The organism is Allocatelliglobosispora scoriae (assembly GCF_014204945.1).
Taxonomy (GTDB): Bacteria; Actinomycetota; Actinomycetes; order Mycobacteriales; family Micromonosporaceae; genus Allocatelliglobosispora; species Allocatelliglobosispora scoriae.
This window is the reverse complement of sequence record NZ_JACHMN010000002.1, coordinates 3973346-3998401: the sequence shown is the minus strand read 5'-3', so window position 1 is coordinate 3998401 and position 25056 is coordinate 3973346. Positions and strand designations below refer to the sequence as shown.

The following is a 25056-nucleotide window of genomic DNA, read 5'->3' as shown; positions in this document are numbered from 1 at the left end:
AATGAATATTGCCTTCTCGCCTCGGGCGAATGTGCCGGCGAAGGTTGCGATAGGGACGTTGCTCATGGCTGCGGCACTTTTCATGGAAGGCTGCAGTCCCAACGATCCTGGCAGCACGCCAACGCCAACCGGTCCGGCGGCCACTCCGACAGCGACTGTAAACCCCGGCTCAACCGGTCCAAGTGGGCCAGGAAAGTCGCTTCAGAGTATGAGCGCGGGCGAGCGAATTCAGATGCCGCTGAAGCCGTCGGAGACGATCTCGGACGGTTATCCGATCATACGCAACGTGGGAAGCTCGAAGGTTTCCATAACCGCAGTCGACGTCATTTCCAATCAGGACAACGGGAAACTGCGAATCCTGGGCTCGCTAACACGGGCGATTCCTGCGGGAAGCGCGGATCTGATCGGAATTCAGCGCGTCTTTCCACCTCAGCGAGATGCGCAAGGGGCGACGAATGCCATCGGCACGATAATTGATCCGTTTGATGTCGATAAATCCGATCACGAAGTCGTCGTGGGTATCGGGGTCACTTCGGGCAACGTGGAGATATCTGGCCTTAGAATCACCTACATGATCGACGGTCGAACGTACACGCAGCAATTCGATCAAAGCTTGGTGCTGTGCCTTGGGCGACCGGCGAATTCCACTACCTGTGTGTGACTGATTCACTGACCCCCACCCGCCCATAAGGGTCTTGTGATGAGCGGCGCCCGGCACCACCGGGCGCCGCTTGTTTGTTGCGTGGCAGGGCAATACCCCGGGCGGTCCGTGACCGGGCCCTCGACGGAGAGGCCGATGTGCCAGACTCGTCCCTCGTGCGCCTCCCTCGTCTCGATCGATACAGCCTCATCGCCATCTTCCTGGGAGTGCTGGGGATGGGCTGGCGGGTGTGGCTGACCGCGCAGGGCGCACCGCCGACCAACAGCGACGAGGCCACCATGGGGCTCGCTGCGCTGCACGTGAGCCAGGGCCGGGATCTGCCGATCTACTTCTACGGTCAGCACTACATGGGGACGATCGAGGCCTACCTCTCCGCTCCGCTCGTGGGGATCTTCGGGCCGTCGGTGTGGGCGCTTCGCGTACCCACCGTGTTGCTGTTCGGCTTGTTCTTGATTTTGATGTTCGCGCTGGTCCGGCGGGCCTTCTCGGCCGGGCTGGCGGTCGTGGTCGTCGGGCTGCTCGGCCTCGGCGCGGACCGGGTCGTGAAGAACCAGCTCATCGCGGGTGGCGGCTACCCGGAGACCGCGCCGATGGTGGCGGGGCTGCTGCTGATCACGTTCGTGCTCTCTACCCGGGCCTCGGTCAAGTGGCCGGCCTTCGCGGGATGGGGGCTGCTCTTCGGGTTGATCGTGTGGAACCACTGGTTGCCGATCCCGTTCCTCGCCGGTGCGCTGATCATGCTGCTCGCGAGCCGGAGACTGACCCGGCAGACCGCGCTCGTCACCGTCGGCGGGTTCCTGGTCGGAGTCCTGCCGCTGCTGATCGACAACGCGCGGTCCGGGCTTGAGCACAACTCGATCGCCGTCTTCCTCGGTCTCAACAGCGCGGGCAGCCACGCCGCACTGTGGGATCGGATCGACGGTGGAGCATGGGTCGGGCTGCCGCTGGGGATGGGGCTGTGCGCGCCGAGCCGGTGCGCGGGCTGGTCGCTGTGGTGGGGGCCGGTCGTGGTTCTCCTGCTGGTCATCGCCGTGGTGCTGGCGATTCGCGCTCTTCGGCGCCGTCCGGCTCCGCCTCAGCCCGAACGCGCGCGGCTGATGATGTGGTTGCTGCTCGCCGGAGGCGGGCTGCTCAGCCTGATCACCTATGTACGCAGCCCCGCCGCCGCCGACACGCCGATCGAGAGTGCTCGTTACCTGGCGCTGCTGGGGATCTCGCTGCCCGCCGCGCTCTGGCCGCTGTGGCGGATCGTGGCCTCGCGGAGTGCCTGGGCGATTCCTGCGGCGGTGCCGATCGTGGCGCTGGCAGCGACGATGTTCGCGGCGACGGTGGCGGTGACGTCGGCGGTGCCCGGGTACGCCACGGTGCACGACGACCAGGCGGGGCTCATCGCGGCGCTGGATGAGGAAGGACTCACCTATGTGCACGGGGAGTACTGGACCTGCAATTGGATCACCTACCTCACGGATGAGCGGGTGACGTGCGGGGTCGTCAACGATTCGCTGGGACGGGGGCTCAATCGCTACCCGGGGTACTGGCGGGAGGAGGCGGAGGCGGTGATCGCGCCGATCGGTTCGGCGCTCGATCAGGAGCTGGCTCGGCGGGCGCCCGGGACGACGCCTCGTGCGGTGCCCGGGTACCACATCTACCCAGCCGCCTAGCCGGACCGGCTGCGTGCGGTGGCCAGCGCCCGGAGATCACGTCTGGTTCGGGGAACCCGACGTGATCTAGCGACATGATTACGTCTGCTTCCCCGAAGACGTGATCTCCGTGGAGGCCCTGCGGGCGGTGCGCTCTGCTACCGGTACGCGATCCCCGCGACCTGCTCACCCACCCGCAGCAGCACATCCGGGGCGAAACCGATCACCACTGCCACGACGGTCGCCACCGCGAGCACCCCGCCCACCACGAGACTCCCCCGCCCCCGAGGTGCAGGCGCCGGCCGGTAGAGCGCCACCAGTGGCCGCAGATAGACCGCCAGCCCGATCACGGAGGCCAGCGCCACCACCACCGCGAGCCACCAGATCCCGGCACCCACCAGCGACCGCACCACGAAGACCTTCGCGAAGAGCCCAGCCAGCGCCGGCGGCAACCCGGCCAGCCCGATCAGCGCAAAAGCGAACGCCCCTGCCCGCAACGGCGCGGTCCGCCCGAGCCCGGTGTAGTCGTCGAGCGTCCCGCCGTCCGCGCCCCGAGGCCGCAGCGCCACGATCCCCGCGAACGCCGCCACCTCGACAACCAGGTAAACCAGCGTGTAGGCGACGGTAGACCCGACGGCGTCGGGCTGCGACACGGCGAGCCCGGCCAGCGGCGCCAGGATGAACCCCGTCTGCGCGACGGAGGACCACGCGACCAGCCGCGTCATCCGCTGCTGCCGAAGCGCAACCAACGACCCGACCAGCAGGGTTCCGGCGGCAAGCACGGCCAGCGCAGGCCCGGTGACGTGCCACCATTCCTCGCCCGCACCCGCGACGACATAGATGATCGCGACAATGCCGCCGAGCTTGGATGCCGTCGAGAGATAGAGCGCGATCGGCACCGGCGCCCCGTCGTAGGTGGTCGGTGCCCAGGCGTGTGCGGGGACGGCGGCGACCTTGAAGGCGAGCCCGCCGAGCAGGAGCAGCAGCCCGGCACCGGCGACGGGTCGGAGCTGCCCGTCGAGGGCGAGCGCGGAGACGAGTTCGTCGAGGTGCACGGCGCCCGTCGAGGCGTAGAGCAGCGCGGCACCGAGCAGCGCGATCGCGGTGGCGACCACGCTGGTGAGCAGGAACGTCACGGCGCCCTCGGCTGCCGCCCGATCGGCTCGTCGCATGCCGACGAGTATGTAGATCGGCAGCGTCAGCGTCTCCAGCGCGATGATCAGGGTGATCAGGTCGCGGGCGCCGCCGAGTGCCACACCGCCGGCCAGGGAGCAGGCGAGCAGGAAGCAGAACTCGCCGACGGGTGCGGCGCCCGATCGCAGCAGCGGCAGCGAGAGCAGCAGCACCACGATGACGAGCGCCGCGACGAGTCCGGCGACGAGCGCAGCGGCGTCATCGAAGGTCCACGAGCACTGCGCAGGCGTGATGCCCTCGCCGAACCCGACCTGACCAGCGCAGAACGCGACCCGTGGCTCGTCGGAGTCGAGGTGGACGACGACGGAGGCGAGGAGCGTGGCGAGGCTGCCGACGATCGCGGTGCCGGCCGTGAACCCGACGCGCAGCGGGCTCGGCGCGACGGCACCATCGCGGGTGGCGACGGCGACGCCCTGCGGTCCGAGCAGGTCCGCGACGAGCACGAGGATCGCGGTGGCGGCGGCGAGGTAAATCGGCAGCAGGCCGACGTGGTCGATCTTCACGGGAGCACCCCGATCAGGGCGAGGGAGGGGACGAGGCCCAGCAGCAGCGCGAGCCCGACCAGCGGCGCCCAGGCGACGCCCTCCACCACGGAGACCCGTTCGACGTCGAGCAGCGCGGGCGAGGCGGGGCCGTGGGTGACCTTCCGCAAGAGCCTCAGCAGGTACGCCGCCGTCAGCGCACCCCCCACCGCCGCAGTTATCCCCAGGGTTATCCACAGGGGTCCACCGAGATCCACAGCCGCCACGACGGCGAACGCCTCGCCCCAGAACCCGGCGAGCCCGGGCAGCCCGAGACTGGCGAGGGCGGCGAACCCGAGTACCCCGGCGAGCGCGGGCGCGGTCTCCCGGAGTCCGCCGAGCTCGCCGAGAGAACCGGTGTGCGCCCGGTCCTTGACGGCTCCGGCGAGGAAGAAGAGCAGCCCGGTGATGATGCCGTGGGCGATGTTGCCGAGCAGCGCGGCCTGGATCCCGATCTCGCTGCCGGCGGCTCCGGCGGCGACACCGAGCAGCACGAACCCCATGTGCCCGACGCTGGAGTAGGCGATGAGCCGCTTCAGCTCCACCTGGCGCAGGCAGACGAGCGAGCCGACGATGATCGCCACGACGGCGAAGACTCCGAGCACGGGCGCGACGGCGCTCGCTCCGGCGGGCACCGTGCCGAGCCCGATCCGGATGAGGCCGTAGGTGCCCATCTTCAGCAGCACCCCGGCGAGGATGACGCTCCCCACCGTCGGCGCCTCGGTATGCGCGTCCGGCAGCCACGTGTGCAGCGGCCAGAGCGGGCTCTTCACGGCGAAGGCGATGGCGAGCAGCGTGAAGAGCCAGATCTGCGTGGTCCGCGCGATCCCCGCACCGCCGCTCGCAGTGATGGACACGATGTCGGCGGTCCCGGCCGCGCTCGCGACTCCGAGGACCCCGATGAGCAGCAGCACCGAGCCGAGCAGGGTGTACAGCGCGAACTTGCGGGCGGCGTAGGCCCGGCGGGGACCGCCCCAGCCGGCGATGACGGCGTACATGGGGAGGAGGACGACCTCGAAGAAGAGGAAGAAGAGGATCAGGTCGAGGGCGAGGAACGTGCCGAGGAGCCCCACCTCGATGACGAGCAGCAGTGCCGCGAGCCGGTTGCCCCGCTGCGGGCGCCCGGGGTCCGGTGCCGGTGTACGCCAGATCGTGTATCCGCAGCACACCACGGTCAGCAGCGCGGTCAGCACGATCAGCGGGTAGGAGATGCCGTCGACGCCCAGGTGGAACCGCAACCCCAGCGACGGCACCCAGGCGGCATCGACCTGGTGCCAGATCTCGCCCGGCCGGATGTCGCGGAGCAGCACCACGGCGAGGACCAGGGTGATCGCAGCGGCGACGGTGGCGACGATCCGGCCCGCCCGGTCGTGGAGGAGCAGCGCGGCGACCGCGCCGAGCAGGGGGACGGCGAGCAGCGAGATCAGCACGACGGTCATCGCAGCATCCCATTCAGCGCGAAGGCCACGGCCGCGATCGCGGCGAGGGAGAGCAGCCCGGCGAGCGCTCTCGGTACGCCCGACCGGTGCCAGCGGGCGAGCTGCCCGCCAGCGGTCAGGGTGCCCGTGCCGAGCCCGTCGACGAGACCGTCCACGCCGGACTCGTCGGCGCGGCGGACCAGGTTGGCGAGGCTGACGACGGGACGGACGACGAGTGCCTGCTGGAGGTCGTCGAGACGGAACCCGGAGGCGAGGAAGGGACCGGCCGAACCGAGGATCGTGGCCGGATCGCCGCTGGTCCGCCAGCCGCGCCAGGCGGCGAAGGCACCCGCGGCGATCAGCACGAGCGGGATCGCCACGAATCCGTCGAGCTCGACCAGTCCGTCGCGCACCAGCCAGGCGCCGAGACCCAGCCCGGCGGCCGGGACGGCGAGGGCGATCACCGGCCCGAGCATCCACCGGTCCACACCGTGACAGGGTCCGTTGCGTTCGCCGAAGAAGGCGAGCAGCCAGGTACGCATCGCGTACCAGGCGGTGAGGAACGTGCCGACGAGTCCCGCGACGTAGACGATGAGCGCAGCCCCGCCGGTGCCGTGCTCGGCGGCGACGAGGATCGCCTCCTTGCTCCAGAATCCGGCGAGCGGCGGCACGCCCGCGAGCGCGGCGAGGCCGATCGTCATGCACCAGAAGATCACCGGCAGCGGCTTGCGCAAGCCGCCCATCTGCGAGAGCAGGTTGGAGCCGACGGCGTGGATGAGGCATCCGGCGCCGAGGAAGAGCAGCGCCTTGAAGGCCGCGTGGGTGAGCAGGTGGAAGATCGCCGCGTCGTCACCACCGACGGCGAGCGCACCGGTCATGTAGCCGAGCTGCGACACCGTCGACCAGGCGAGCACCCGCTTGATGTCGGCCTGCGCGGTGGCGGCGAGCGCGCCGAGCAGCAGCGTGATCGCGCCCAGCACGCCGAGCACGGTGAGCGCGGCCGGGGAGGACTGGAAGACGGGGAGCAGCCGAGCCACCACGTAGACACCGGCCGCGACCATGGTGGCGGCGTGGATGAGGGCGGAGATCGGGGTCGGACCGGCCATCGCGTCGGGCAGCCAGGTGTGCAGGGGGAACTGCGCGCTCTTGCCCGCGACGCCCGCGAGCAGCAGCAACGCGCTCGCCGTCACGACGCCCGAGGTCATTCCCGGCAGCGCGTCGAGCACGTCGGCGATCCGGAAGCTGCCCGCGTGCACGGCGAGCAGCACGATCCCGAGCAGGAATCCGATGTCGCCGACCCGGGTCACCAGGAATGCCTTCACCGCGGCGCGGGGCGCCTCCGGCAGACCGCGATCATGGGCGATGAGCAGGTAGGAGCACGCGCCCATCACCTCCCACCCGATCAGCAGCCCGATCAGGTCACCGCTCACCACGACGAGCAGCATCGCGGCGGTGAAGAGGCTGATCTGCGCGGCATAGGGTGCGTAGCGCTCGTCGTCGTGCAGGTAGCCGATGGAGTAGACCTGCACCGCGAGCGCGACGCAGGTCACGGCCAGCGCGACCAGCAGCGCCCGCCGGTCGACCTCGATCCCGAGGGTCACGTCGAGGTCGCCGAAGCTGATCCACGGCCGCGACGCGGAGACCGTCCCGCCCAGCACGAGCAGCGCGATGACCAGCCCCAGCGCGGTCGCGGCCCCGATCACGCCGAGCGCGGCGGCTGCGGGCCGATGGCCGCGCGGCAGCAGAAGACCGATCAAACCCAACCCGGCCGGTACGCCGACCAGCAGCCACCCCATCACCTCAGGCGACATGCACGTCCTCCACCGGTGCGTCTCGACGCACGTCGTCGTCCTCGCGGGTCGCGAGCTTGATCTCGTCGGCGTTGATCTCGCCGCGCAGCCGGAACAGGCGCAGCACGATGGCGAGCCCGACGCCGATCTCCGCAGCCGCGAGCACGATCACGAAGAGCGTGAAGACCTGCCCGGTCGGTGCCCGCTCGCCGACCGCGCTGCGCAGCGTCGCGTCGGCGGTGACGAGGATCAGGTTGACCGCGTTGAGCATCAGCTCGACCGACATCAGGATGAGGATCGCGTTGCGCCGCCGCAGGACGCCCGTCACACCCAGGCCGAAGAGCAGCGCGGCGATGACATATGGGATGACGGGATGCATCAGTGCACCTCCGCCTTCCGCTGCGGTCGGCTGATCACGATGGCGCCGACGAGCGCGGCGAGCAGCAGGATCGAGACGACCTCGAAGGGCAGCACCCAGGAGCGGAAGATCTGGTCGCCGAGGAGCTTCGCCGTACCGGGGGACGGCGGCGTGATCTCCACCCAGCGGAAACCGGTGACGAGCAGCGTGGCGAGGCCGAGGCCGACACCAGCGCCGACCATCGCGGACGGGCCGACCGGCCGGTCCAGGTCGGGGCTGGGTCCGATCGGCGCCCGGGTCAGCATCACCGCGAAGAGGAGCAGGACGACGACCGCTCCGACATAGACGAGCACCTGCAGCCAGGCGACGAGCTCGGCGGTGAGCAGCAGGAACTCGGCGGCGACGGCGGCCAGGCAGACGACGAGCCACAGCCCGGCGCGTACCAGCTGATCAGTGGTGACCACCCGCCAGCCGGCGCCGAGGGCAACCAGGCCGACCCCCGCGATGAGCAGGTCCAACGTGGTCACGGAGCCGCCGCCTTCTTCGCTGCGCTGGATTCCTCCTTGGCCGGCTCGCCCCTGGGGTCGTGCGCGGGTGGCGGCGGAACCGTCGGCATCCAGGCGCCGAGGCGGTCCTTGTCGTGGAGCAGGTCCCTGATGTCGTACTCCGCGTACTCGAACTCGGGGGTCCAGTGCAGAGCGTCGAAGGGGCAGACCTCGATGCAGATCCCGCAGTACATACAGAGAGAGAAGTCGATGTCGAACTGGTCGAGCACATTACGCTGGCGAGGGCGGGCGGCACCCGGGACGACGACCTCCTCCTTGTGCGAGTCGATGACGATGCACCAGTCGGGGCACTCGCGAGCACAGAGCATGCAGACCGTGCAGTTCTCCTCCAGCAGGGCGATGACGCCCCGGGAACGCGGCGGCAGGTCCGGCTCCACATCCGGATACTGCCGCGTGGTCGAACGGCGGGTCAGCGTCTTCAGCGTGACCGCGAGGCCCTTCGCCAGCCCGGACCCTGGGATGCTCATGTCGCACATCCTGCCGTGTCCCCCCGACGGTTGCGCGACCGCCCCGCGCGGCCGAGACGCCGGTCGTGTCGGAGCGGGTTGTTAGGGTGACCGCATGATGGCCTTGCCGGCGGTGCTCGGAGAGCCGATCAGGTTCGTGCTGAACTGGGGTCGGCGCTACTCGCTGTGGGTCTTCAACTTCGGCCTCGCCTGCTGCGCCATCGAGTTCATCGCGACGAGCATGGGCAGGCACGACTTCATGCGGCTCGGGGTCATCCCGTTCGCCCACGGTCCGCGCCAGGCCGACCTGATGGTGGTCAGCGGCACGGTCACCGACAAGATGGCGCCCGCGATCAAGCGGCTCTACGACCAGATGCCCGAGCCCAAATACGTGATCTCGTTCGGTGCCTGCTCCAACTGCGGCGGTCCCTACTGGGACAGCTACTCGGTGACGAAGGGCGTCGACCAGATCATCCCGGTCGACGTCTACGTTCCCGGGTGCCCGCCGCGCCCCGAGGCGCTGCTCCACGCGATCCTGAAGCTCCAGGAGAAGATCGCGGCCGAGCAGTCCGGCCTCGGCGGAGTGTCCCGGCCCGACCCGCTCGCGCTCACCGCGCCGCTCGTCGCGCCCCCGGCCGCAGCGCGCCCCCGGGCCGCAGCGCCCCAGGACATCGACTGGGGTACGCACCACCAGGTGCCCGTCGCTCCCGAGCTCAACGCCGATGGGCTGCTGCCGGTGCGGGAGGCCGCCGCCGAGCACGCCGGGGCCGACTCGCCCTTCGACGCGCCGCTGCCGATGGCGAAGCCGATCTACCGCCACCCTCAGGCCGAGGAAGAGCAGCCGGATTGACAGGTCAGCCCGGTCCTGGAGCTAGCCTGGGCGACCGCAGACGACCGGACTTCCATAGAAGACCAGTTCACCGGTGCTCGCATCGACGAAGCTGAGCACGCCGCAGGACGGCTGGGGAGGCCGGGGCGGCAGGGATGCCTGGTTCGCGACGAACCGTCCGCCTCCGCCGGGGATGTGATCGTGTTGCAGAACGACATACAGCAGCCGCCGTTCACCCGGCTGAATCTGGGACGACGCGGCCGGTAGCTGGGCCAGGAACTCCTTCTCGAACCAGACGATTCGTAGCGCGACTTCCGCCCCCTGCTCGTAGCTGTGTCCGCTGAACTGTGCGTCCACTCGCCGCGCGGCGGCCAGCGCGTCGATCGCCGGGCGTATGGATGTGCTCGCCGGAGCAGAGTGAACCTCTCCGTCGAGGTAGCTGATCTCGTGTGGAATGTCGGCCTGGCTCCAGCCGGGTGTGAAACGTGTCGGGGCTCGATAGGTGGTGATGTTGCCGCCAGCGGTCACGCCCGCAGCCGGAGCGAGCAGCAACCCGGCCGCGAGCAGCGTCAACGGCGCGATCCTCAGGAGCGGTCTTCTCACGTCGGTCTCACTTCTGCCAGATGTCGAACGCGGTACAGCTGGAGGCCTGCAGTCCCCACAGAGTCGTATTCTGATTCGATGCGGACATGCTGCACGACATGCTCACCAATGCGTGGTCGGAGGCGCGCTGCGCGCCCAGTGCCGTGAAGTTCACTCGAGCTCCGGTGACACCGGGCATGTTGCCAGTCTGATATTTCGTCTCACCCATGAACTGTGGTGAGAACGGCTGCCGCCATGCAGAGTTGTACGGGTTGAACTGGCTCGTCGCGAATACGGTGCCGTTGTAGCTGGCATTGAGCCTACCGGTGGATGCGTTCCACAGCACTCTGTAAGCGGGCGCCGTACCCGAGACGGCATTCTGCCAATAGATTCGTGTCCACTCACTGGGACTGGACGTGTTGATGACGCCGTCGCCGTTGGCGTCGTTCGCGAATTCACCGAACGTCACGAACTGCTCGGTCCCATTCGGGAGAACGTCGCGCACGTAGCCCGCCTGCGCATGTCCGACCCCTCCGGACTGAGTGCTACTGGGCGCGATCATGACCCACGCATTCGTCCAAGGCCTGAATCCACCGGAACAAGTCCCCGGATACCAAACCTTGATATAGGCCGACGCGCCTTCCCAGTTGTACTGCGGATAGGCAGCGTTGTTGTGCCAGAAGCCGTCGAAATAGCTGCCGGTGGGATTGGAGGGTGCGCAGCTCGGGGCGGCATGCGCCGGACTCGGAGACACGGCCAGTCCGACAGCGGCGAACAGGACGGAGACCGCGACCGTGATGAGGTCGGCCTTGCGGGGTGTCCTCATAACTACAAAGCATAGGTGAGCAATCGAGAGATCGGTAGCCTTCGCATCGGCACTCGCCGGGCCGCATCGTTTTGTAGCTCGCTGTCACCGGCGACTCATAGGCGGGTCGCCTGGCGTCTAAGATCTCCCCATGGCGCAGGAGGAGATCGGATCACGCATCGCGGAGCTGGTGGGGGGCACTGCCTCCGTCAGCGGCGGTGGCGCCTTCGCTCGCCCGGTCGTCGACGTGGCGCCGGAGAAGTGGGTGGCCGCCGTGCGTGCCGTCCGGGACGACGCCGAGCTCGGCTGTGACTTCTTCGACTGGCTCTCCGCCGTCGACGAGCTCGACGAGGGCTTCTCGATCATCACGCACCTCTGGTCGATCCGGGCCAGGTTCGGGGTGCTGCTGCGGACCCGCATCCCCCGGGACGCCGCGACGCTCGCCTCGATCGTGGATGTCTACCCGGGCGCCGCCTGGCACGAGCGGGAGACCCACGAGATGTTCGGCATCGGGTTCCCCGGTGGGCTGCCGCCGCTGCTGCTGCCGCCGGAGTTCGAGGGGCACCCGCTGCGCAAGGAGTTCGTGCTGGCCACTCGGGTCGCGAAGCCCTGGCCCGGCGCGAAGGAGCCCGGCGAGTCCGAGTCGGGCAGCAAGCGTCAGGCGGTCCGCCCGCCCGGCGTCCCCGCCCCGGGCGAGTGGGGCCCGCAGAGCTGACGACCAATGCCCAACGCGGCAACCATATGGCTTCGTTGCTAGTTACAGAAACTACCTGGATTCACTCGCTTGCAATAACTCCAACGAAGGTCCAGCCTCATGCGAGACTGAGCGCGTGAGCGAAGACGATTCGGAGGTGGTCGAGATGACCGCAGCACCCGCTGGCCGGGTCGGCTGGGTAACCGAGGAGGACTTCTGGGCGCTGGGTGAAACCCCCGAACGCTTCGAACTCCTCGATGGGACCTTGATCGTGCCCCCTTCAGCAACCGGCTTCCATCAGATGGCATCGTTAGGCCTGGCCAATGCTCTCCGGGATGCCGTTCACCCAGGCCAGTTCATTCTCGAAGCTGTCAATGTTCGGCTGAGGCCAGGCGCCATCGTCATCCCCGATGTCGTTATCGTTCTGGACGATTACGACAAGCTCTACTTCGAACCCGAGCAGGTCGTACTCGTCGCCGAGATCGTCTCTCCGAGCAATGCGGCGCACGACCGGGTCACGAAACTCCAGCTCTACGCCAAGGCTGGAATCCCGCTCTACATCATTGCCGAACGGACGATGAAGGGCCTCCACCTGCAGCTCTTGCAATTGGTCGACGGCTATTACGTCGAGGTGTCGCGGGCGGGTGACGGTGAGCGCCTCACCCTCACCGATCCACTGCGTACCGTCGAGATCGACCCCGCCACGCTGCTGCCCTAACCAGCCACTCCGTATGCTGCCAGGCATGGCGACGTGGGTGGAGTTGCTGCTGCGAGTCGGCGGGGTGGTGGTCGCGTTCCTGACTCTGCCGCTCCTCGTCGGGCAGACGGAGCACAAGGTCATGGCACACATGCAGGCTCGCATGGGCCCCATGTACGCCGGTGGCTTCCACGGCTGGGCGCAGCTCGTCGCCGACGGCATCAAGTTCGTGCAGAAGGAAGACGTGACCCCGCGTGCCGCCGACGGTCCGGTGTTCCGGCTCGCACCGATGGTGGCGCTGCTCCCCTACATGCTGGTGCTGCTCGTCATCCCGCTCGGCCCCGGTGACCTCGTCGCACAGTCGCTCGACGTCGGACTCGTCTTCGCGCTCGCGGTGCTCGGCATCGGTGTCATCGCGGTGCTCATGTCGGCCTGGGCTTCGGCCAACAAGTACTCCCTGCTCGGCGGGTTGCGGGGTGCGGCGCAGCTGATGGCGTACGAGCTGCCGTTGGTCCTCTCGGCGGCGAGCGTGGCGATGGCGGCCGGCTCGCTCTCACTGCAGGTGATCGTCGAGAAGTGGCAGCCGTGGTGGCTGATCTGGCAGGCACCGGCGATGGTGATCTTCTTCATCGCGGCGATCGCCGAGATCCGTCGGCCGCCCTTCGACATGCCGATCGCCGACTCCGAGCTCGTCTTCGGCTTCATGACCGAGTACACGGGGCTGCGGTTCGCGTTCTACCTGCTCGCCGAGTTCGCCGGGATCGTGGTGATCTCGGCGCTGACCGCCGTGCTCTTCCTCGGCGGCTGGCACGGCCCGAACGCCGATGCGCTCGGCTGGCTCTGGATGCTGCTCAAGACCTATGCCGTGGCGTTCCTCGTGATCTGGCTGCGGGTCGCCTATCCCCGGCTGCGCGAGGACCAGCTTCAGCGGCTCTGCTGGCAGATCCTGGTCCCGCTGGCCCTGGCGCAGCTCGTCCTCACGGTCGGCGTCCGCCTGGCGCTGAACTGATCCCGCGCCAAGATCGCCGCAAATCTTGAAGAGTTGCTCCTCAACGCCCACTCCAGCTCCGGTTGATCGCGTTGTTTGTCGGAGACAACGCCCTCAACCAGCCGAGATAGGGCCACCTTCCGGGAACCTGCACGATCATGCCTCGCCCAACCCCGCGCCAGGCGCTACCCGAGCGCGGCGAACGGCGTACCCGGAAGGTGGTCGTGGTGAACGCCGAGCGCGGCGAGCACGCTCGGCGCGACGTCCGCGTGGCAGGCGCTGATCTGCCCGGACGGTACGCCGGGACCGCTCGCCGCGATCCACGCGGTCCGCTCCCACTCGCTGCGCTCGCCGTGGCCGCCGCCGTCCCGGTGCCCGTGATCGGTGACGACGATGACCGTCCACTGCTCGGCGGCGTAGGTCGGACGGGCCCGGATCGCGGCGAGCACCTCGCCCACCTGGCGATCGGCCGCCTCGATCGCGGCTCGGTAGGGCTCGCCGGTGCCCTCGTCATGGGCGGTCTCGTCGGGGTTGCCGAGGTAGACGAAGGCCGCGGCGAAGTCTCCGGCACCCAGCGCGGCAGCGGCATCGTCGGCAAGCAACTGGTCCGCGGCGCCCCAACCGTATGCGTCGCCGTCGGCATAGCTGAGCCGGGTCGGCGCGCGGAAGACCGGGCCGTTGTCGACGATGGTGACGAGCGGCGGCCACGCGGCGGCGGCGTAGGTGCGGTGGCCCGCCCGGCTGACCAGCGTCAGGAAGTCGGGGTGGTCGGCGAGCCGGTGGCCGACGAAGTGGTTGTCCCGCACGCCGTGGGCGCTGGGCCACACACCGGTGGCGATCGTCGACCAGGTCGGACCGGAGAGCGTGGGCGCCTCGGCGCTCACCTCGAAGCGGCTGAGGAATCCGGCTGCGGCGATCGCATCGAAGGTGGGGGTGGCGACCTCGTGGAGCGTGTCCCACCGGACACCGTCCACGCCGAACACGACGACATGCTGCATGCATCACCACCCGTTACTGCGGCTGCTCCGCCGGAGACGGCAGGTCCTTGCTGTAGTTGCGGAGGAACACCAGCGCCAGGCCCACGATGACCGCGGGCACCAGGGTGAAGCCGAGCAGCACCCCCTGCTCCGCGAGAGCCGATTGCGGTGCCGGGGTCCCCGTCGTCGACGACGAGTAGTCGAACATCTGCAGCACCGCGCCGAAGATGCCCGGCCCGAGGGCGAGGCCCAGCGTCTCCCCCGCCGTCCAGACGCCGGTGAAGACGCCCGCCTGCCGCTTGCCCGTCCGGGCCGTGTCGAGGGCGATGCAGTCGGGCAGCATCGCGAGGCCGAAGAGCTGCTGGCCGGCGTACCCGATGCCCATGATCGCGATGAACGCGTAGACCAGCCACGTCGGCACGAAGGGCGAGACGACCAGGATCAGCGTGGCGGCGGTGAGGGTGACCGACGCGATGACATAGCCGCGCAGCTTGCCGACCTTGTCGCCGATCCGCCGCCAGAGCGGCATCACGACCAGCGCGGGCGAGACCGCGAAGAGGAAGAGCAGCGTCCGCGCGCTGTGATCGTGCAGCACGTGGTCGGCGAAGTAGTTGACCCCGGCGAGCATGCAGGAGACCCCGGCGGCCTGGGCGACGAAGCAGGCGACGAGCACCCGGAAGGGCCGGTTGGCGGCGACGATCCGGAGCTGGCCGCGCAGGGTCGGCTCGCTCGCGGTGACCGAGCCGAGCGGCGCCTTCGCCGTGACCACGAAGACGGTGACGCAGCCGAGGATCATCAGGGACGCCACGAAGACGCCCATCCAGCGGTGCCCGGCGATGCCGCCGCCGGTCGCGTCCACGATCCAGGGGGCGCCCGCGCCGGAGACGAGGATCGCCGTCGCCAGCAGCGCGACCCGCCAGGTCATCATCCGCGTACGCTCGGCGTAGTCGTCGGTCATCTCCGCGGGCATGGAGACGTAGGGCACCTGGAAGAACGCGAACGCCGTCGCGGTGAAGAGAAAGACCACGGCGACGTAGGCGGCGGAGATGCCTGGTTCGGCACCGAAGGGTGCGGCGAACATGAGCGCGAAGAGCACGGCGAGCGAGACCCCGCCGAAGATCAGGTAGGGCCGGCGGGCACCCCAGCGCGTGTGCGTGCGATCGGAGATCCGACCCGCGAGCGGGTTGACCACGACGTCCCACGCCTTGGGCAGCAGCACCAGCAGACCGGCCGCGCCCGCAGCCACACCGAGGTTGTCGGTGAGGTAGGGCAGCAGCAACAGCCCGGGCACCGTGCCGAAGGCACCGGTGACCAGCGAGCCGAGGGAGTAGCCGACTCGCACGGTGGTCGAGAGGGGCTGGCCCGCTGTGCTGGGCGCCTCCACACCGGTTGTCATGGGCCGGATGCTACGTGAGCGAGAAGTACTCACGTGAACGGTGGTAGTGAACAGGTGACATCCAGCGACCATCGTGATTCCCAAAGCGGGATGAACCACCTGATACCTTATGCGCCATGATGAATCGGCGGCCGGTTCCGGCCGGGATCGCGGGCGGCCACTCGGCCACCGTCGAGGCAGGCGCGCAGATCCTATCGGCGGGCGGCAACGCCGTCGATGCGGCGGTCGCCGCCACCCTCGCCGCGTGCGCCGCCGAGACCGTGGCCTGCGGACTCGGCGGCGGCGGCTTCGCCACGGTCTTCAGCGCGCGGACCGGCGAGGTGACGGTTCTGGACTTCTTCTGCGCGGTCCCGGGCATCGAGGGCGGCACGCCCGGCCCGATGGTTCCCGTCGATGTCCGATTCGGGGATGTGCCAATTTCCTACGCGGTCGGCGGTGCCTCCGTCGCGGTCCCCGGCATCCCCGCCGGCTGCCGGGAGCTGAGCCGACGCTTCGGCCGTCTGCCCTGGTCGACGCTGGTCGAGCCGGCCTACGCGTTGGCGCGGGAGGGGGTGCCGCTCACCGAAGGGCTGCTCGGTCCGCTCGAGTCGATCGCGACCGCGATGCTGCGTTCGGAGGGCGCCTCGGCGTACGCGCCGACCGGCCGCCTGCTCCGCACCGGCGAGTGCATCTTCCACGCCGGGCTCGCCGAGACGTTCGCCCGGATGGCGGCCGACGAGCCGTTCTACTCCGGCCGGATCGCCGACGAGATGGTGGCTTCGGTCCGGGCCGACGGCGGCGTACTCGACCACTCCGACCTCGCCGCCTACCGCGTGATCACCACCCCCGTCGGCGTCGCGCGCCTCGCGGGCCGCACGATCGCGGGCCGCGACGACCTCAACAACACCCTCAGAACCTTCCGCGGCCTCGCCGCCGGTCTCGGCCGCGGTGCCGTCCGGGCCGTCGAGCTCGCCGAGATCCTTCAGCGGTACGCCCACCAGCCGAAACCCCCGCGCGAAGGCCTCGGCGAGACGACGAACGTGTCGGTGGTGGACGCCGAGGGCAACGCCTGCGTCGTGACGCACACGCTCGGACTGGGCTCCGGTGTCTGGGTGCCCGGGATGGGCCTGCACCTCAACTCGATGCTCGGCGAGGGCGAGCTGATGACGCCGCAGCTCCGCCCGGGTGACCGGGTCGGCTCGATGATGTGCCCGCTCGTCGTGATCGGGGCCGACGAGCGGATCGAGCTCGCCGTGGGCTCCGCCGGTGCGTCGCGCATCCGGTCGGCGCTCGTCTCGACGGTGCTCGGCGTCGTCGACGAGGACCTCGACCTCACCGACGCCATCGACGCGCCGCGCCTGCACGTGGCCGACGACGTGGTGCACCTGGAGCTCGGCTACCCGGACGAGTCCGCCGATGTGCTGGTCGAGCGGGGTTTCGCCGTCAACCGGTGGTCGACGAGCAACCACTACTTCGGCGCGGTGAGCGCGGTCGGCACCTCCGGCGCGGCGGCCGACCCCCGCCGCCACGGCGTGTCCCAAACCCTCCCCTAGCGCTCGTCACGCCCTGTCCCCGTCACGTTTTGCAGCAAAGCGTGGCCTCGCGCAGCGAAATGGCCACGCTTTGCTGCAAAACGTGACGGAGGCTAGCTGCGGCGGGCGATGATCTGGGGGATCGAGAACGGGGCGGTCGACCCGCGGCGCTGGAGGATCATCTTGCGCAGCGGGGGCGGGGTCGACCGGCAGTCGGCGTAGCGGAGGTACTGCGTGATGCCGGTGGCGAAGTAGGGCTCCAGCGTCGACCGCCTGCCCACCGTCACCGGCCGCTGCATCCAGCAGGTGCCCTTGCCGTCGCGATAGAGGATCAGGTTGGTCGCGCCGACGAAGGCGTCCCGCCGATAGCTGATGCTGCCGTTGAAGCCTCCGGCCAGGACCGGATCCCCGGTGTACGCGTCGTAGAGCGCCATCGACGTGGTGTAGTCGTCGGTGCCGACCACCCAGACCGACTTCTGCGCGGGGAAGACCGCGTCGACAGTCACGGACGCACCGGCGGTGACCTTGATGTGGCTGGCGGCGAAGCGGTTGTTGGCCCGGCCCGACCAGATCGGCGAGTAGGTCTGCCCCCAGACCGGGTTGCCCGGCACGAACTGGATCGGCCAGCGGTAGGGGCCGAGCCCGGCGATCGTGTAGGTGCCCAGCGTGTCGCAGCCGTAGGTATGGCCCGGCAGCCCCGTCTTGCCGTTCTCCGACAACCCCATGCCGACCGGGAAGGCACAGCCGATCGGGTCGGCGCCGTCGAAGCCGGTCATCCGACCCTTGATCTCCCCGGCCGGGTCGAGCACGATCGCCGGGACATCCGCGGTCACGCCGGTGCTGCCCACCTTGAGCGCCGCAGCCAGCCGCTGGTCACCGGTGCCGCCGATCGGGCTGAGCCACTGCGCACCGAGCCCGCTGCCCGGAGCGGGGGCGACGAAGAGGTTGGCGTCCACGTTCTGAAGCGGACCGATGATCAGCTCCGCCTGCGGCGCACCGGCCGGGTCGAGGTTGCAGAAGATGCCGCTCTCACCGGTCCGGAACGGGAGCGGCACGAACTGGACGCAGGTCGTGGGCACCGGGACGCCGGACTGTGCCGCGCTGATCCGCAACCGTACGGACGCCGCCGGAGCAGCCGTGATCGTCGCCGCCGTCGGCGCCCCGCGAGCCGGGGTCACCTTCGCCGCGGTGAAGGGCCAGTAGGTCCGGCTCCCGGTCATCGTCACCGTGTACTCGACCGGCGGCAGGTCGTCGAAGCGGTAGTGCCCGTCGGCCCGCGCGCAGACCGTGCCGGTGACCGTGCTGGGCGGCGGGAACTCCCCCGAGACCACGAAGACGGGGATCGTCCCGGTGACGGTGATGCAGGCATCGGCGACCGGGGCGCCCGTCGTCGGGTGCTGAATGGCGAGGTCCAGCCCGCCGTTGGGCAGCATCGTGTCGTCGGCGACGACCTCGGCGGCATCGGCGACGGTGAAGAACGAGGGCAGCGCCTGCGCCGGGACGTACTGCACGGCGTGGCGGGCTGCGTAGATCTTGACCGAATACTCGCCCGGCGGGACGTTGCCCTGCGTGTAGCCGCCGGTCGCATCGGTCCTGGTGTAGGCGCGCCAGGAGGTGTCTTTCCGCTGCACGAGGATCGTCGCGCCGGCGAGCGGCTGTCCGGTGAAGTCGGTGATCGTGCCCCGGATCGTGCCCGCCCCCTGGTAGAGAGCGGCGTTCACGAACTGCTGCACCGTCCCCGAGTAGCGGGCGGCGTTACGCCAGTCGGGTGCGTTGGCGGACCAGAGTTCGGCGAAGCCCGCCGCCCGAAAACGCAGGCGGAAGGTGCCCGACGTGGGGATCTGGATCAGCTGGTAGTGGCCGGTCGCGTCGGTGGTCGCCGACTTGACCACATCGGACTCCCCGGTGATCGCCTCGACGACGGCACCGACGATCGGTGCGCCCCCGTCCCGCGCCGTCACGTCGCCGGTGATGGTGGTCGCAGCCGACGCGGGTGCGGCGACGAGCAGGGCCGCGAGCACACCCACCACGCTGGCCAACGCAGTGCCACCACGCACGATGATCTCCCCGGGGCAGACGAGCCGACGCGGGAAGACTATTCACGATCACCGGTTGCCCGCATCGGCGGATCAGCGGATCTGGCCATCCCCGGTGATGACGTACTTCGTGCTCGTCAGCTCTGGCAGCCCCATCGGGCCGCGGGCGTGCAGCTTCTGCGTCGAGATGCCGATCTCGGCACCGAAGCCGAACTCGCCGCCGTCGACGAACCGGGTCGACGCGTTGACGAGGACCGCCGCCGCGTCGACCTGCGCGACGAATCTGGTCGACGCCGACAGGGAGCCGGTGATGATGGCTTCGCTGTGCCCCGTACCAAACCGATTGATATGGGTGATCGCGTCGTCGAGCGACGCGACGACGGCCGCGCTCAGCTCCAGGGCCAGGTATTCCGTGCCGTAATCGTCGTCGGTGGCCGGGATGACCGCGCTGGAGTGCGCGGCGACGGCCGGGTCGCCGTGGACCGTGACGCCCGCCGCCGCGAGCGCGCCGAGCGCGCGCGGCAGGAACTCGTCGGCGACGGCGGCGTGCACGAGCAGCGACTCGGCGGCGTTGCAGACCGACGGGCGGGAGGTCTTGGCGTTGATCAGGATGTCGAGCGCCATGTCGAGATCGGCGCTCGCATCGACGTAGATGTGGCAGTTGCCGATGCCGGTCTCGATCACCGGGACGATCGACTCGGTGACGACCGCGTTGATGAGGGCCGCACCACCGCGCGGGATCAGCACGTCGACGAGGCCGCGCGCCCGCATCAGGTCGCGGACGGTCTCGCGGGTGCTCGGGTCGACGAGCTGGATCGCGTCGGCGGGCAGGCCGACCTTGGCGACGGCTTCGCGCAGCGCGGCCACGATCGCCGCGTTGCTCTGCGCGGCAGAAGAAGATCCCCGCAGGAGTACGGCGTTGCCGGACTTGAGCGCGATCCCGGCCGCGTCGGCGGTGACGTTGGGGCGCGCCTCATAGATGATGCCGACGACGCCGAACGGCACCCTGACCTGCCGCAACTGGAGTCCGTTGGGGAGGGTCGAGCCGCGCACGACCTCGCCGACCGGATCCGGCAGCGCGGCCATCTGCCGCAGCGCGTCGGCGATCGCGGCGACGCGCGCCTCGGTGAGGGTGAGCCGGTCGACGGTGGACTCCGCAGTGCCGGATGCCCGTGCCGCCGCGACATCGACCGCGTTGGCGGTGAGGATCTCCGCACTCCGGTGCAGCAGCGCGTCCGCCATCGCGACCAGCGCGTCGTCCTTCACGGCACGCGAGACGGTGGCCAGCACCCGCCCCGCAACCCGAGCAGCCCGAGCCTGCTCCTCCACAACACTCATCCGCTGCAGCCTTTCAGTCGTCAAAATTCGCGTTGATCAAGGGAAGACTCGCCATCCGGGGTGTCCGATTCGCGGCGAGTCTTCCCTTGATCAACGCGAATTTCGGGGTGGGGGTGGGGGCGGGGTGGGGGTGGGGGCGGGGCGGGCGGTTAGTGGAGGAGGACCAGGTCGTCTCTGTGGACGATCTCCCTGTCGTAGGACGGGCCCAGCGTTGCCGCGAGCTCCGACGTCGACCGGCCCAGGAGGGGTGGCAGTTCCCTCGCGTCGTAGGCGACCAGGCCCCTCGCGATCGCCACGCCGGTGGGGCCGACCAGGTCGACCGGGTCGCCTGCGGTGAAAGCACCGTCGACCGACGTGATCCCGGCCGGCAGGAGGCTCGCCTGGCGCTCGACGACCGCCTGGACCGCGCCCGCGTCGAGGTGCAGCCGGCCGCGGGCCGCCGTGGCGTGGGCGAGCCAGTGCAGCCGGGCCGACGGGCGGGTCGCCGAGGCGGTGAAGAGGGTGCCGACCGGCTCGCCCGCGAGGGCGGCGGCGGCGAGCGGCGCGGCGGTGAGCACGACGTTGATCCCGGCGCCGGTGGCGATCCTGGCCGCCTCGACCTTGGTGACCATGCCGCCGGTGCCGAGCCCCGCCTTGCCGGGGGTGCTGATCGCGATCCCGTCGAGGTCGGCCGGGCCGCTGACCAGCTCTATCTTGCGCGAGCCCGGGTCGGCCGGGTTGCCGGTGTAAAGAGCGTCCACATCGGAGAGAAGCACCAGCAGGTCCGCCTCGACGAGCGCGGCGACGAGCGCGGCGAGCCGGTCGTTGTCGCCGAACCGGATCTCCTGCGTCGCGACGGTGTCGTTTTCGTTGACGATCGGCACGACGTCGAGGTCGAGCAGGCGGCGCAGGGTGCGGTAGGCGTTGCGGTAGTGGGCGCGCCGGGTGACGTCGTCGACGGTCAGCAGCACCTGCCCGACCGTACGGGCATGGCGCCCGAACTCCTCGGTGTATGCGTGCATCAGGCGGCCCTGGCCGACACTCGCGGCGGCCTGCTGGGTGGCGAGGTCGCGCGGTCGCTTCGCCAGCCCCAGCGGGGCGAGTCCGGCCGCGATGGCGCCCGACGAGACGAGGACTATCTCCCGCCCCCCGGTGCCCGCGAGCGCGGAGACGAGCGCGGCCACCCGTGCCGCGTCCAGGCCGCCCTCGGCGGTGGTGAGCGACGACGAACCGACCTTGACCACGATCCGCCGGGCTGCGGTTACCTGCTGTCGCACCTGCCCATTGTGACCTGCGCGAATCTGTTCCTGACGCACGGTTCCCATAGTGTGGTTCCGTGACACCCGATGAGTATGTCGAGGCCGTGTTAGAGGTGGTCGAGCGCATCCCGCCCGGCCGGGTCATGTCCTACGGCGCGATCGCCGAATTCCTCGCCGAGGCTTCCGGACGCTGCTCGCCGCGCCAGGTCGGCACGATCATGGCCCGCCACGGCGCGGCGGTCCCGTGGCACCGCGTCGTCGCCGGCGGCGGCCGGCTGCCCCCGGGTCACGAGGGTCGCGCGACGGAGCTGCTGCGTGCCGAGGGCACACCGCTGGCCCGCAGCGGCCGCGTGATCATGACCGAAGCGTCCTGGTGGCCGGGCACTACCTAGCGAGCACTGCCCGGATCGCGGTGAGCGTGGTGTGGACGTCGAATTTCGGGCCGTCGTCGCTCTCGAAGCCGCCGTCACTGCGCTGGGTCTGTGCCAGCCGGCGCAGGGCTGCGACCATCAGGGAGTCCTCCGCCGGGACGCCGACCCGCCGCATCGAGGCCGCGAGCCACGCGGTGTCGGCCGCGGTGAACTCCGGCATGCGATCGGTGAGCCGCATCTGGATGCGCGCCGATTCGTAATACATCTCCTGGCGGTAGAGCACCGCTCCGGCGAGCCACTGGGCGACGAGGAAGGTCGGCAGCGAGCCGTCGTAACCGACCTGCGAGCGCAGCGCCTCCGCCGCGGCGTGGGCCATCCCGGCATAGGCGCCGCCCGGACGGTCGTCGAGCGGGCCGGAGGCACGGGCTTCGCGACCGGCGACGAGCAGCCAGAACGCGGCGTTGGCGGTGACGAAGAGGCGCGCCTCGGGATCGCCGGGCTGCGCCCACGGCGGGGCGACGTCGGCGAGCGAGGGGTGCTCGTCCCAGGTGCCGTCGGAGCCCTGGCGGGACGCGAGCCAGTCGAGCGCGCGACGCGCGGCCGGGCGGGCCAGGCCCCCCAGGTCGTCGAGCTCGGCCAGCCGGAAGCAGGTGGCGTCGATCGATGCCACGTCACCGCCGATGACGGCCGGCCATCCGCCGTCCCGGGACTGACCTGCCTCGACGCTGGTCAGGATTTCTTCTGAGGCAGTCGCTCCGGTACGAAGATGGGCCAGGCGAGCCCGGTCTATGGGGTCACCCTTAGCCACTACGAACCCAATCGCGGCGTCGGTGTCGATCACGGGGTAAGGCTACCGGCGCGGGCCCACTTCCCATAACTGGCCATGTGTTTGATCAAGGATCCAACATTCGTGGCCACGCTATGGACTTTAACAGTTAATACTCCTAATAATAAATATCATTGTCGATGCCCCGTCGATCGATGTTCACCTTCGCAGTGGAGGAACCATGCAAGGCAGAACACGCGCCCTCCTGGCGCTGGGAAGCACGCTCGTCACCGCGCTTGCCGCGGTGCTGCTGATCGCCCCACCCGCCCAGGCGGCGAACCTGCTCGCCAACCCCGGCTTCGAAACCGGCACGCTCTCCCCCTGGACCTGCAGCGCAGCCCTCGGCTCCGTCGTCTCCACCCCCGTCCACAGCGGCACCAGGGCACTGCAGGGCGCCGTCACCGCGGGCGACAACGCCAAGTGCATCCAGACGGTCGCGGTCGTGCCGAGCACGACCTACACGATCACCGCCTGGGTACGCGGGGGCGGCGGCTACGTCTACCTCGGCATCACCGGCGGCAACTCCACCTGGAACCCGGGCGCGGCGTCGGCCTGGGTCCAGCTCACGCTCACCCACACCACCGCCGCCGGCCAGACGTCGCTCCAGGTCTACCTCAACGGTTGGTACGGGCAGCCCGCCTACAACGCCGACGACGTGAGTGTCGACGGCCCCGGCGGCACCGGAGTCCCCGGCATCCCCGGCAATCCGAGCGCCGGCACGATCACCAACACCTCGATCGCCCTGTCCTGGGGTGCCTCGTCCGGCACCGTCACGGGCTACCGCGTCTACGAGGGCACGACCGTCCGGGCCACCGTGACCGGGACATCGACCACGATCAGCGGACTCAGCGCCTGCACCGGGCACACCTACACCGTCGCGGCATACAACTCCACCGGCGAATCCGGCAAGAGCGGCGGGGTGACGGCCACGACGAGCGGGTGCACCGGGGCGCCCGGCGTGCCCGGCAACCTGACCGTCGGCACGGTCACCAACACCTCGATCACCCTGTCCTGGAGCGCCTCCTCGGGGACGGTCACGGGGTACCGCGTCTACGAGGGGTCGATCGTCCGGGCCACCGTGACCGGGACCTCCGCCACGATCACCTGGCTCACCGCCTGCACCGGGCACGCCTACACCGTCGCCGCGTACAACTCGACCGGTGAGTCGGCGAAGAGCGCCGGGACGACCGGCACGACGACGGGCTGCCCGTCCGGGGGCAAGCACGCGTGGCCCTACATCGACATCACCTTCACCTCGCCCAGCATGGCTTCGATCATGGCCGCCACGGGGCAGAAGTACTTCACGATCGCGTTCGCGCTGGGTTCGGCGGCGGGTTGCGTACCGGCGTGGGGTGCCACGATCCCGCTGAACGACTCGCGCATCATCAACGACATCAACGCCGTGAAGGCGGCCGGCGGCGACATGAAGATCGCGTTCGGCGGAGCCGTCTCGCCCTACCTCGAAGCGAGCTGCACCAGCGTCAACTCGCTCGCGGCAGCCTATGAGCAGGTGATCGACACCACCGGCGTACGCAATCTCGACATCGACATCGAGGCGTCGATCAACATCGACCAGATGAACAAGGCGCTCGCGAAGGTGCAGGCCGAGCGGCCCGGCACCACGGTCTCGTTCACCCTGATGATCGTGAGCGACAGCTACGGCATGATCGACTCACTCGGCGTCGACCTGCTCAAGAACGCCAAGGCCAACGGCGTCAACGTCACCACGGTCAACCCGATGACGATGGACTTCTCACAGTCGGCGCCGGACTGGGGCGACGCCGTCATCGGCGCGGCCACCAAGACGCTGGAGCAGATGGCCGGGATCTGGCCGGAGAAGACCGACGCGCAGCGCAAGGCGATGCTCGGCGTCACCCCGATGATCGGCAAGAACGACACCGGCCCGATCTTCGACCTCGCCGACGCCGATCAGCTGGTCGCCTGGGCCAACGCCAACCACATCAACTCGCTGGGATTCTGGTCCGTCGGCCGCGACAACGGCGGCTGCCCCGGCGGCCCGGTGTCGCCGACGTGCTCGTCGATCAGCCAGTCCACCTGGGCGTTCACCAACAAGTTCAAAACCTTCGTCGGGTAAGCCGTAAGCCCCCTAATTGCCGTTGATCAAGGGAAGACTCACCATCTCGGGTGTCCGATATGCGGCGAGTCTTCCCTTG

The 25056-nt window shown here is 69.6% G+C and carries 22 protein-coding genes and 1 pseudogene; 9 read left to right on the top strand and 14 right to left on the bottom strand.

All coding sequences use genetic code 11. The features are described from left to right. Position 1: 1 nt before the first annotated feature. Both F4553_RS23810 and F4553_RS23805 read left to right on the top strand, forming a co-directional pair. On the top strand, positions 2-661 hold the full coding sequence (locus F4553_RS23810) for a hypothetical protein (RefSeq protein ID WP_184839426.1): 660 nt from the start codon (positions 2-4) through the stop codon (positions 659-661). Positions 662-816: 155 nt separating this feature from the next. Beyond that, a complete protein-coding gene (locus F4553_RS23805) occupies positions 817-2322 on the top strand; it encodes a glycosyltransferase family protein (RefSeq protein WP_184839424.1) in 1506 nt (501 codons plus the stop codon). 137 nt (positions 2323-2459) lie between these two features. Here the strand turns inward: F4553_RS23805 and F4553_RS23800 are convergent, their stop codons facing one another. The 6 genes from F4553_RS23800 to F4553_RS23775 are packed head-to-tail and all read right to left on the bottom strand — an operon-like array spanning position 2460 to position 8624. Continuing rightward, the gene (locus F4553_RS23800) at positions 2460-3998 is read right to left on the bottom strand and encodes an NADH-quinone oxidoreductase subunit N (protein WP_184839422.1); all 1539 of its coding nucleotides are present in this window, start codon (positions 3996-3998) and stop codon (positions 2460-2462) included. Continuing rightward, positions 3995-5455, bottom strand: a complete 1461-nt coding sequence (locus tag F4553_RS23795; protein ID WP_184839420.1) for a complex I subunit 4 family protein — start codon at positions 5453-5455, stop codon at positions 3995-3997. The genes F4553_RS23800 and F4553_RS23795 overlap by 4 nt, the downstream gene beginning before the upstream one ends. Next, complete coding sequence (locus tag F4553_RS23790) at positions 5452-7245, bottom strand: NADH-quinone oxidoreductase subunit 5 family protein (protein ID WP_184839418.1); 1794 nt, start codon at positions 7243-7245, stop codon at positions 5452-5454. Before F4553_RS23790 ends, F4553_RS23795 begins: the two co-directional genes overlap by 4 nt. Then, entirely contained in the window at positions 7235-7603 is a 369-nt protein-coding gene (gene nuoK, locus F4553_RS23785) for an NADH-quinone oxidoreductase subunit NuoK (protein WP_184839416.1), read from the bottom strand. The genes F4553_RS23790 and nuoK overlap by 11 nt, the downstream gene beginning before the upstream one ends. After that, positions 7603-8109: an NADH-quinone oxidoreductase subunit J family protein gene (locus tag F4553_RS23780; protein ID WP_184839414.1), complete on the bottom strand. Its 507-nt coding sequence runs from the start codon at positions 8107-8109 to the stop codon at positions 7603-7605. Before F4553_RS23780 ends, nuoK begins: the two co-directional genes overlap by 1 nt. Continuing rightward, positions 8106-8624 (bottom strand): NuoI/complex I 23 kDa subunit family protein, encoded by a 519-nt coding sequence (locus F4553_RS23775; RefSeq protein ID WP_184839412.1) that lies wholly within the window; start codon positions 8622-8624, stop codon positions 8106-8108. Before F4553_RS23775 ends, F4553_RS23780 begins: the two co-directional genes overlap by 4 nt. Positions 8625-8712: 88 nt before the next feature. Between F4553_RS23775 and F4553_RS23770 the strand changes: the two are divergent. Further along, positions 8713-9258: pseudogene (locus tag F4553_RS23770) on the top strand (NADH-quinone oxidoreductase subunit B); the annotation flags it as partial. A 207-nt stretch (positions 9259-9465) separates the two neighbouring features. Here the strand turns inward: F4553_RS23770 and F4553_RS23765 are convergent. Further along, the gene (locus F4553_RS23765; protein WP_184839410.1) at positions 9466-9996 is read right to left on the bottom strand and encodes a hypothetical protein; all 531 of its coding nucleotides are present in this window, start codon (positions 9994-9996) and stop codon (positions 9466-9468) included. 37 nt (positions 9997-10033) lie between these two features. Continuing rightward, entirely contained in the window at positions 10034-10831 is a 798-nt protein-coding gene (locus F4553_RS23760; RefSeq protein ID WP_184839408.1) for a hypothetical protein, read from the bottom strand. A gap of 130 nt (positions 10832-10961) precedes the next feature. Between F4553_RS23760 and F4553_RS23755 the strand changes: the two genes are divergently transcribed. The 3 genes from F4553_RS23755 (at position 10962) to nuoH (ending at position 13210) form a co-directional block, all read left to right on the top strand. Continuing rightward, positions 10962-11525 carry an NADH-quinone oxidoreductase subunit C gene (locus F4553_RS23755; protein WP_184839406.1) on the top strand — a complete coding sequence of 188 codons (564 nt, stop codon included), beginning with the start codon at positions 10962-10964 and terminating at the stop codon, positions 11523-11525. 115 nt (positions 11526-11640) lie between these two features. Beyond that, positions 11641-12222, top strand: coding sequence for a Uma2 family endonuclease (locus F4553_RS23750; protein WP_184839405.1), 582 nt, complete (start codon positions 11641-11643; stop codon positions 12220-12222). A gap of 25 nt (positions 12223-12247) precedes the next feature. Then, entirely contained in the window at positions 12248-13210 is a 963-nt protein-coding gene (nuoH, locus tag F4553_RS23745; RefSeq protein ID WP_184839403.1) for an NADH-quinone oxidoreductase subunit NuoH, read from the top strand. 164 nt (positions 13211-13374) lie between these two features. On the opposite strand, the gene F4553_RS23740 is transcribed toward nuoH, so the two are convergent. Further along, positions 13375-14187 carry an alkaline phosphatase family protein gene (locus F4553_RS23740; RefSeq protein WP_184839401.1) on the bottom strand — a complete coding sequence of 271 codons (813 nt, stop codon included), beginning with the start codon at positions 14185-14187 and terminating at the stop codon, positions 13375-13377. 13 nt (positions 14188-14200) lie between these two features. Further along, positions 14201-15562: an MFS transporter gene (locus F4553_RS23735; RefSeq protein ID WP_184839399.1), complete on the bottom strand. Its 1362-nt coding sequence runs from the start codon at positions 15560-15562 to the stop codon at positions 14201-14203. Positions 15563-15678: 116 nt separating this feature from the next. Between F4553_RS23735 and F4553_RS23730 the strand changes: the two genes are divergently transcribed. Then, entirely contained in the window at positions 15679-17094 is a 1416-nt protein-coding gene (locus F4553_RS23730; protein WP_246466502.1) for a gamma-glutamyltransferase, read from the top strand. A gap of 92 nt (positions 17095-17186) precedes the next feature. Here the strand turns inward: F4553_RS23730 and F4553_RS23725 are convergent, their stop codons facing one another. From F4553_RS23725 to proB, 3 genes are all read right to left on the bottom strand, one after another. Continuing rightward, positions 17187-19130: a carboxypeptidase-like regulatory domain-containing protein gene (locus F4553_RS23725; RefSeq protein WP_184839397.1), complete on the bottom strand. Its 1944-nt coding sequence runs from the start codon at positions 19128-19130 to the stop codon at positions 17187-17189. A gap of 72 nt (positions 19131-19202) precedes the next feature. After that, positions 19203-20447, bottom strand: a complete 1245-nt coding sequence (locus F4553_RS23720; protein WP_184839395.1) for a glutamate-5-semialdehyde dehydrogenase — start codon at positions 20445-20447, stop codon at positions 19203-19205. A 149-nt stretch (positions 20448-20596) separates the two neighbouring features. Then, complete coding sequence (proB, locus tag F4553_RS23715; protein WP_221469992.1) at positions 20597-21751, bottom strand: glutamate 5-kinase; 1155 nt, start codon at positions 21749-21751, stop codon at positions 20597-20599. A gap of 11 nt (positions 21752-21762) precedes the next feature. Between proB and F4553_RS23710 the strand changes: the two genes are divergently transcribed. After that, positions 21763-22077, top strand: coding sequence for an MGMT family protein (locus tag F4553_RS23710; protein ID WP_184839390.1), 315 nt, complete (start codon positions 21763-21765; stop codon positions 22075-22077). On the opposite strand, the gene F4553_RS23705 is transcribed toward F4553_RS23710, so the two are convergent. Then, complete coding sequence (locus F4553_RS23705) at positions 22070-22897, bottom strand: prenyltransferase/squalene oxidase repeat-containing protein (RefSeq protein WP_184839388.1); 828 nt, start codon at positions 22895-22897, stop codon at positions 22070-22072. The genes F4553_RS23710 and F4553_RS23705 overlap by 8 nt on opposite strands. Positions 22898-23063: 166 nt before the next feature. Here F4553_RS23705 and F4553_RS23700 point away from each other — a divergent pair, with 166 nt between their 5' ends. After that, positions 23064-24977, top strand: a complete 1914-nt coding sequence (locus tag F4553_RS23700) for a fibronectin type III domain-containing protein (protein ID WP_184839386.1) — start codon at positions 23064-23066, stop codon at positions 24975-24977. The last annotated feature ends 79 nt before the right edge of the window (positions 24978-25056 follow it).

What these genes read in the sequence shown, in the direction of transcription:
- F4553_RS23810 (WP_184839426.1), top strand. Translation starts at nt 2, where the DNA reads ATGAATATTGCCTTCTCGCCTCGGGCGAATGTGCCGGCGAAGGTTGCG.
- F4553_RS23795 (WP_184839420.1), bottom strand. Translation starts at nt 5,455, where the DNA reads ATGACCGTCGTGCTGATCTCGCTGCTCGCCGTCCCCCTGCTCGGCGCG.
- F4553_RS23790 (WP_184839418.1), bottom strand. Translation starts at nt 7,245, where the DNA reads ATGTCGCCTGAGGTGATGGGGTGGCTGCTGGTCGGCGTACCGGCCGGG.
- nuoK (WP_184839416.1), bottom strand. Translation starts at nt 7,603, where the DNA reads ATGCATCCCGTCATCCCATATGTCATCGCCGCGCTGCTCTTCGGCCTG.
- F4553_RS23775 (WP_184839412.1), bottom strand. Translation starts at nt 8,624, where the DNA reads ATGTGCGACATGAGCATCCCAGGGTCCGGGCTGGCGAAGGGCCTCGCG.
- F4553_RS23760 (WP_184839408.1), bottom strand. Translation starts at nt 10,831, where the DNA reads ATGAGGACACCCCGCAAGGCCGACCTCATCACGGTCGCGGTCTCCGTC.
- F4553_RS23755 (WP_184839406.1), top strand. Translation starts at nt 10,962, where the DNA reads ATGGCGCAGGAGGAGATCGGATCACGCATCGCGGAGCTGGTGGGGGGC.
- nuoH (WP_184839403.1), top strand. Translation starts at nt 12,248, where the DNA reads ATGGCGACGTGGGTGGAGTTGCTGCTGCGAGTCGGCGGGGTGGTGGTC.
- F4553_RS23740 (WP_184839401.1), bottom strand. Translation starts at nt 14,187, where the DNA reads ATGCAGCATGTCGTCGTGTTCGGCGTGGACGGTGTCCGGTGGGACACG.
- F4553_RS23735 (WP_184839399.1), bottom strand. Translation starts at nt 15,562, where the DNA reads ATGACAACCGGTGTGGAGGCGCCCAGCACAGCGGGCCAGCCCCTCTCG.
- F4553_RS23730 (WP_246466502.1), top strand. Translation starts at nt 15,679, where the DNA reads ATGATGAATCGGCGGCCGGTTCCGGCCGGGATCGCGGGCGGCCACTCG.
- F4553_RS23720 (WP_184839395.1), bottom strand. Translation starts at nt 20,447, where the DNA reads ATGAGTGTTGTGGAGGAGCAGGCTCGGGCTGCTCGGGTTGCGGGGCGG.
- proB (WP_221469992.1), bottom strand. Translation starts at nt 21,751, where the DNA reads ATGGGAACCGTGCGTCAGGAACAGATTCGCGCAGGTCACAATGGGCAG.
- F4553_RS23700 (WP_184839386.1), top strand. Translation starts at nt 23,064, where the DNA reads ATGCAAGGCAGAACACGCGCCCTCCTGGCGCTGGGAAGCACGCTCGTC.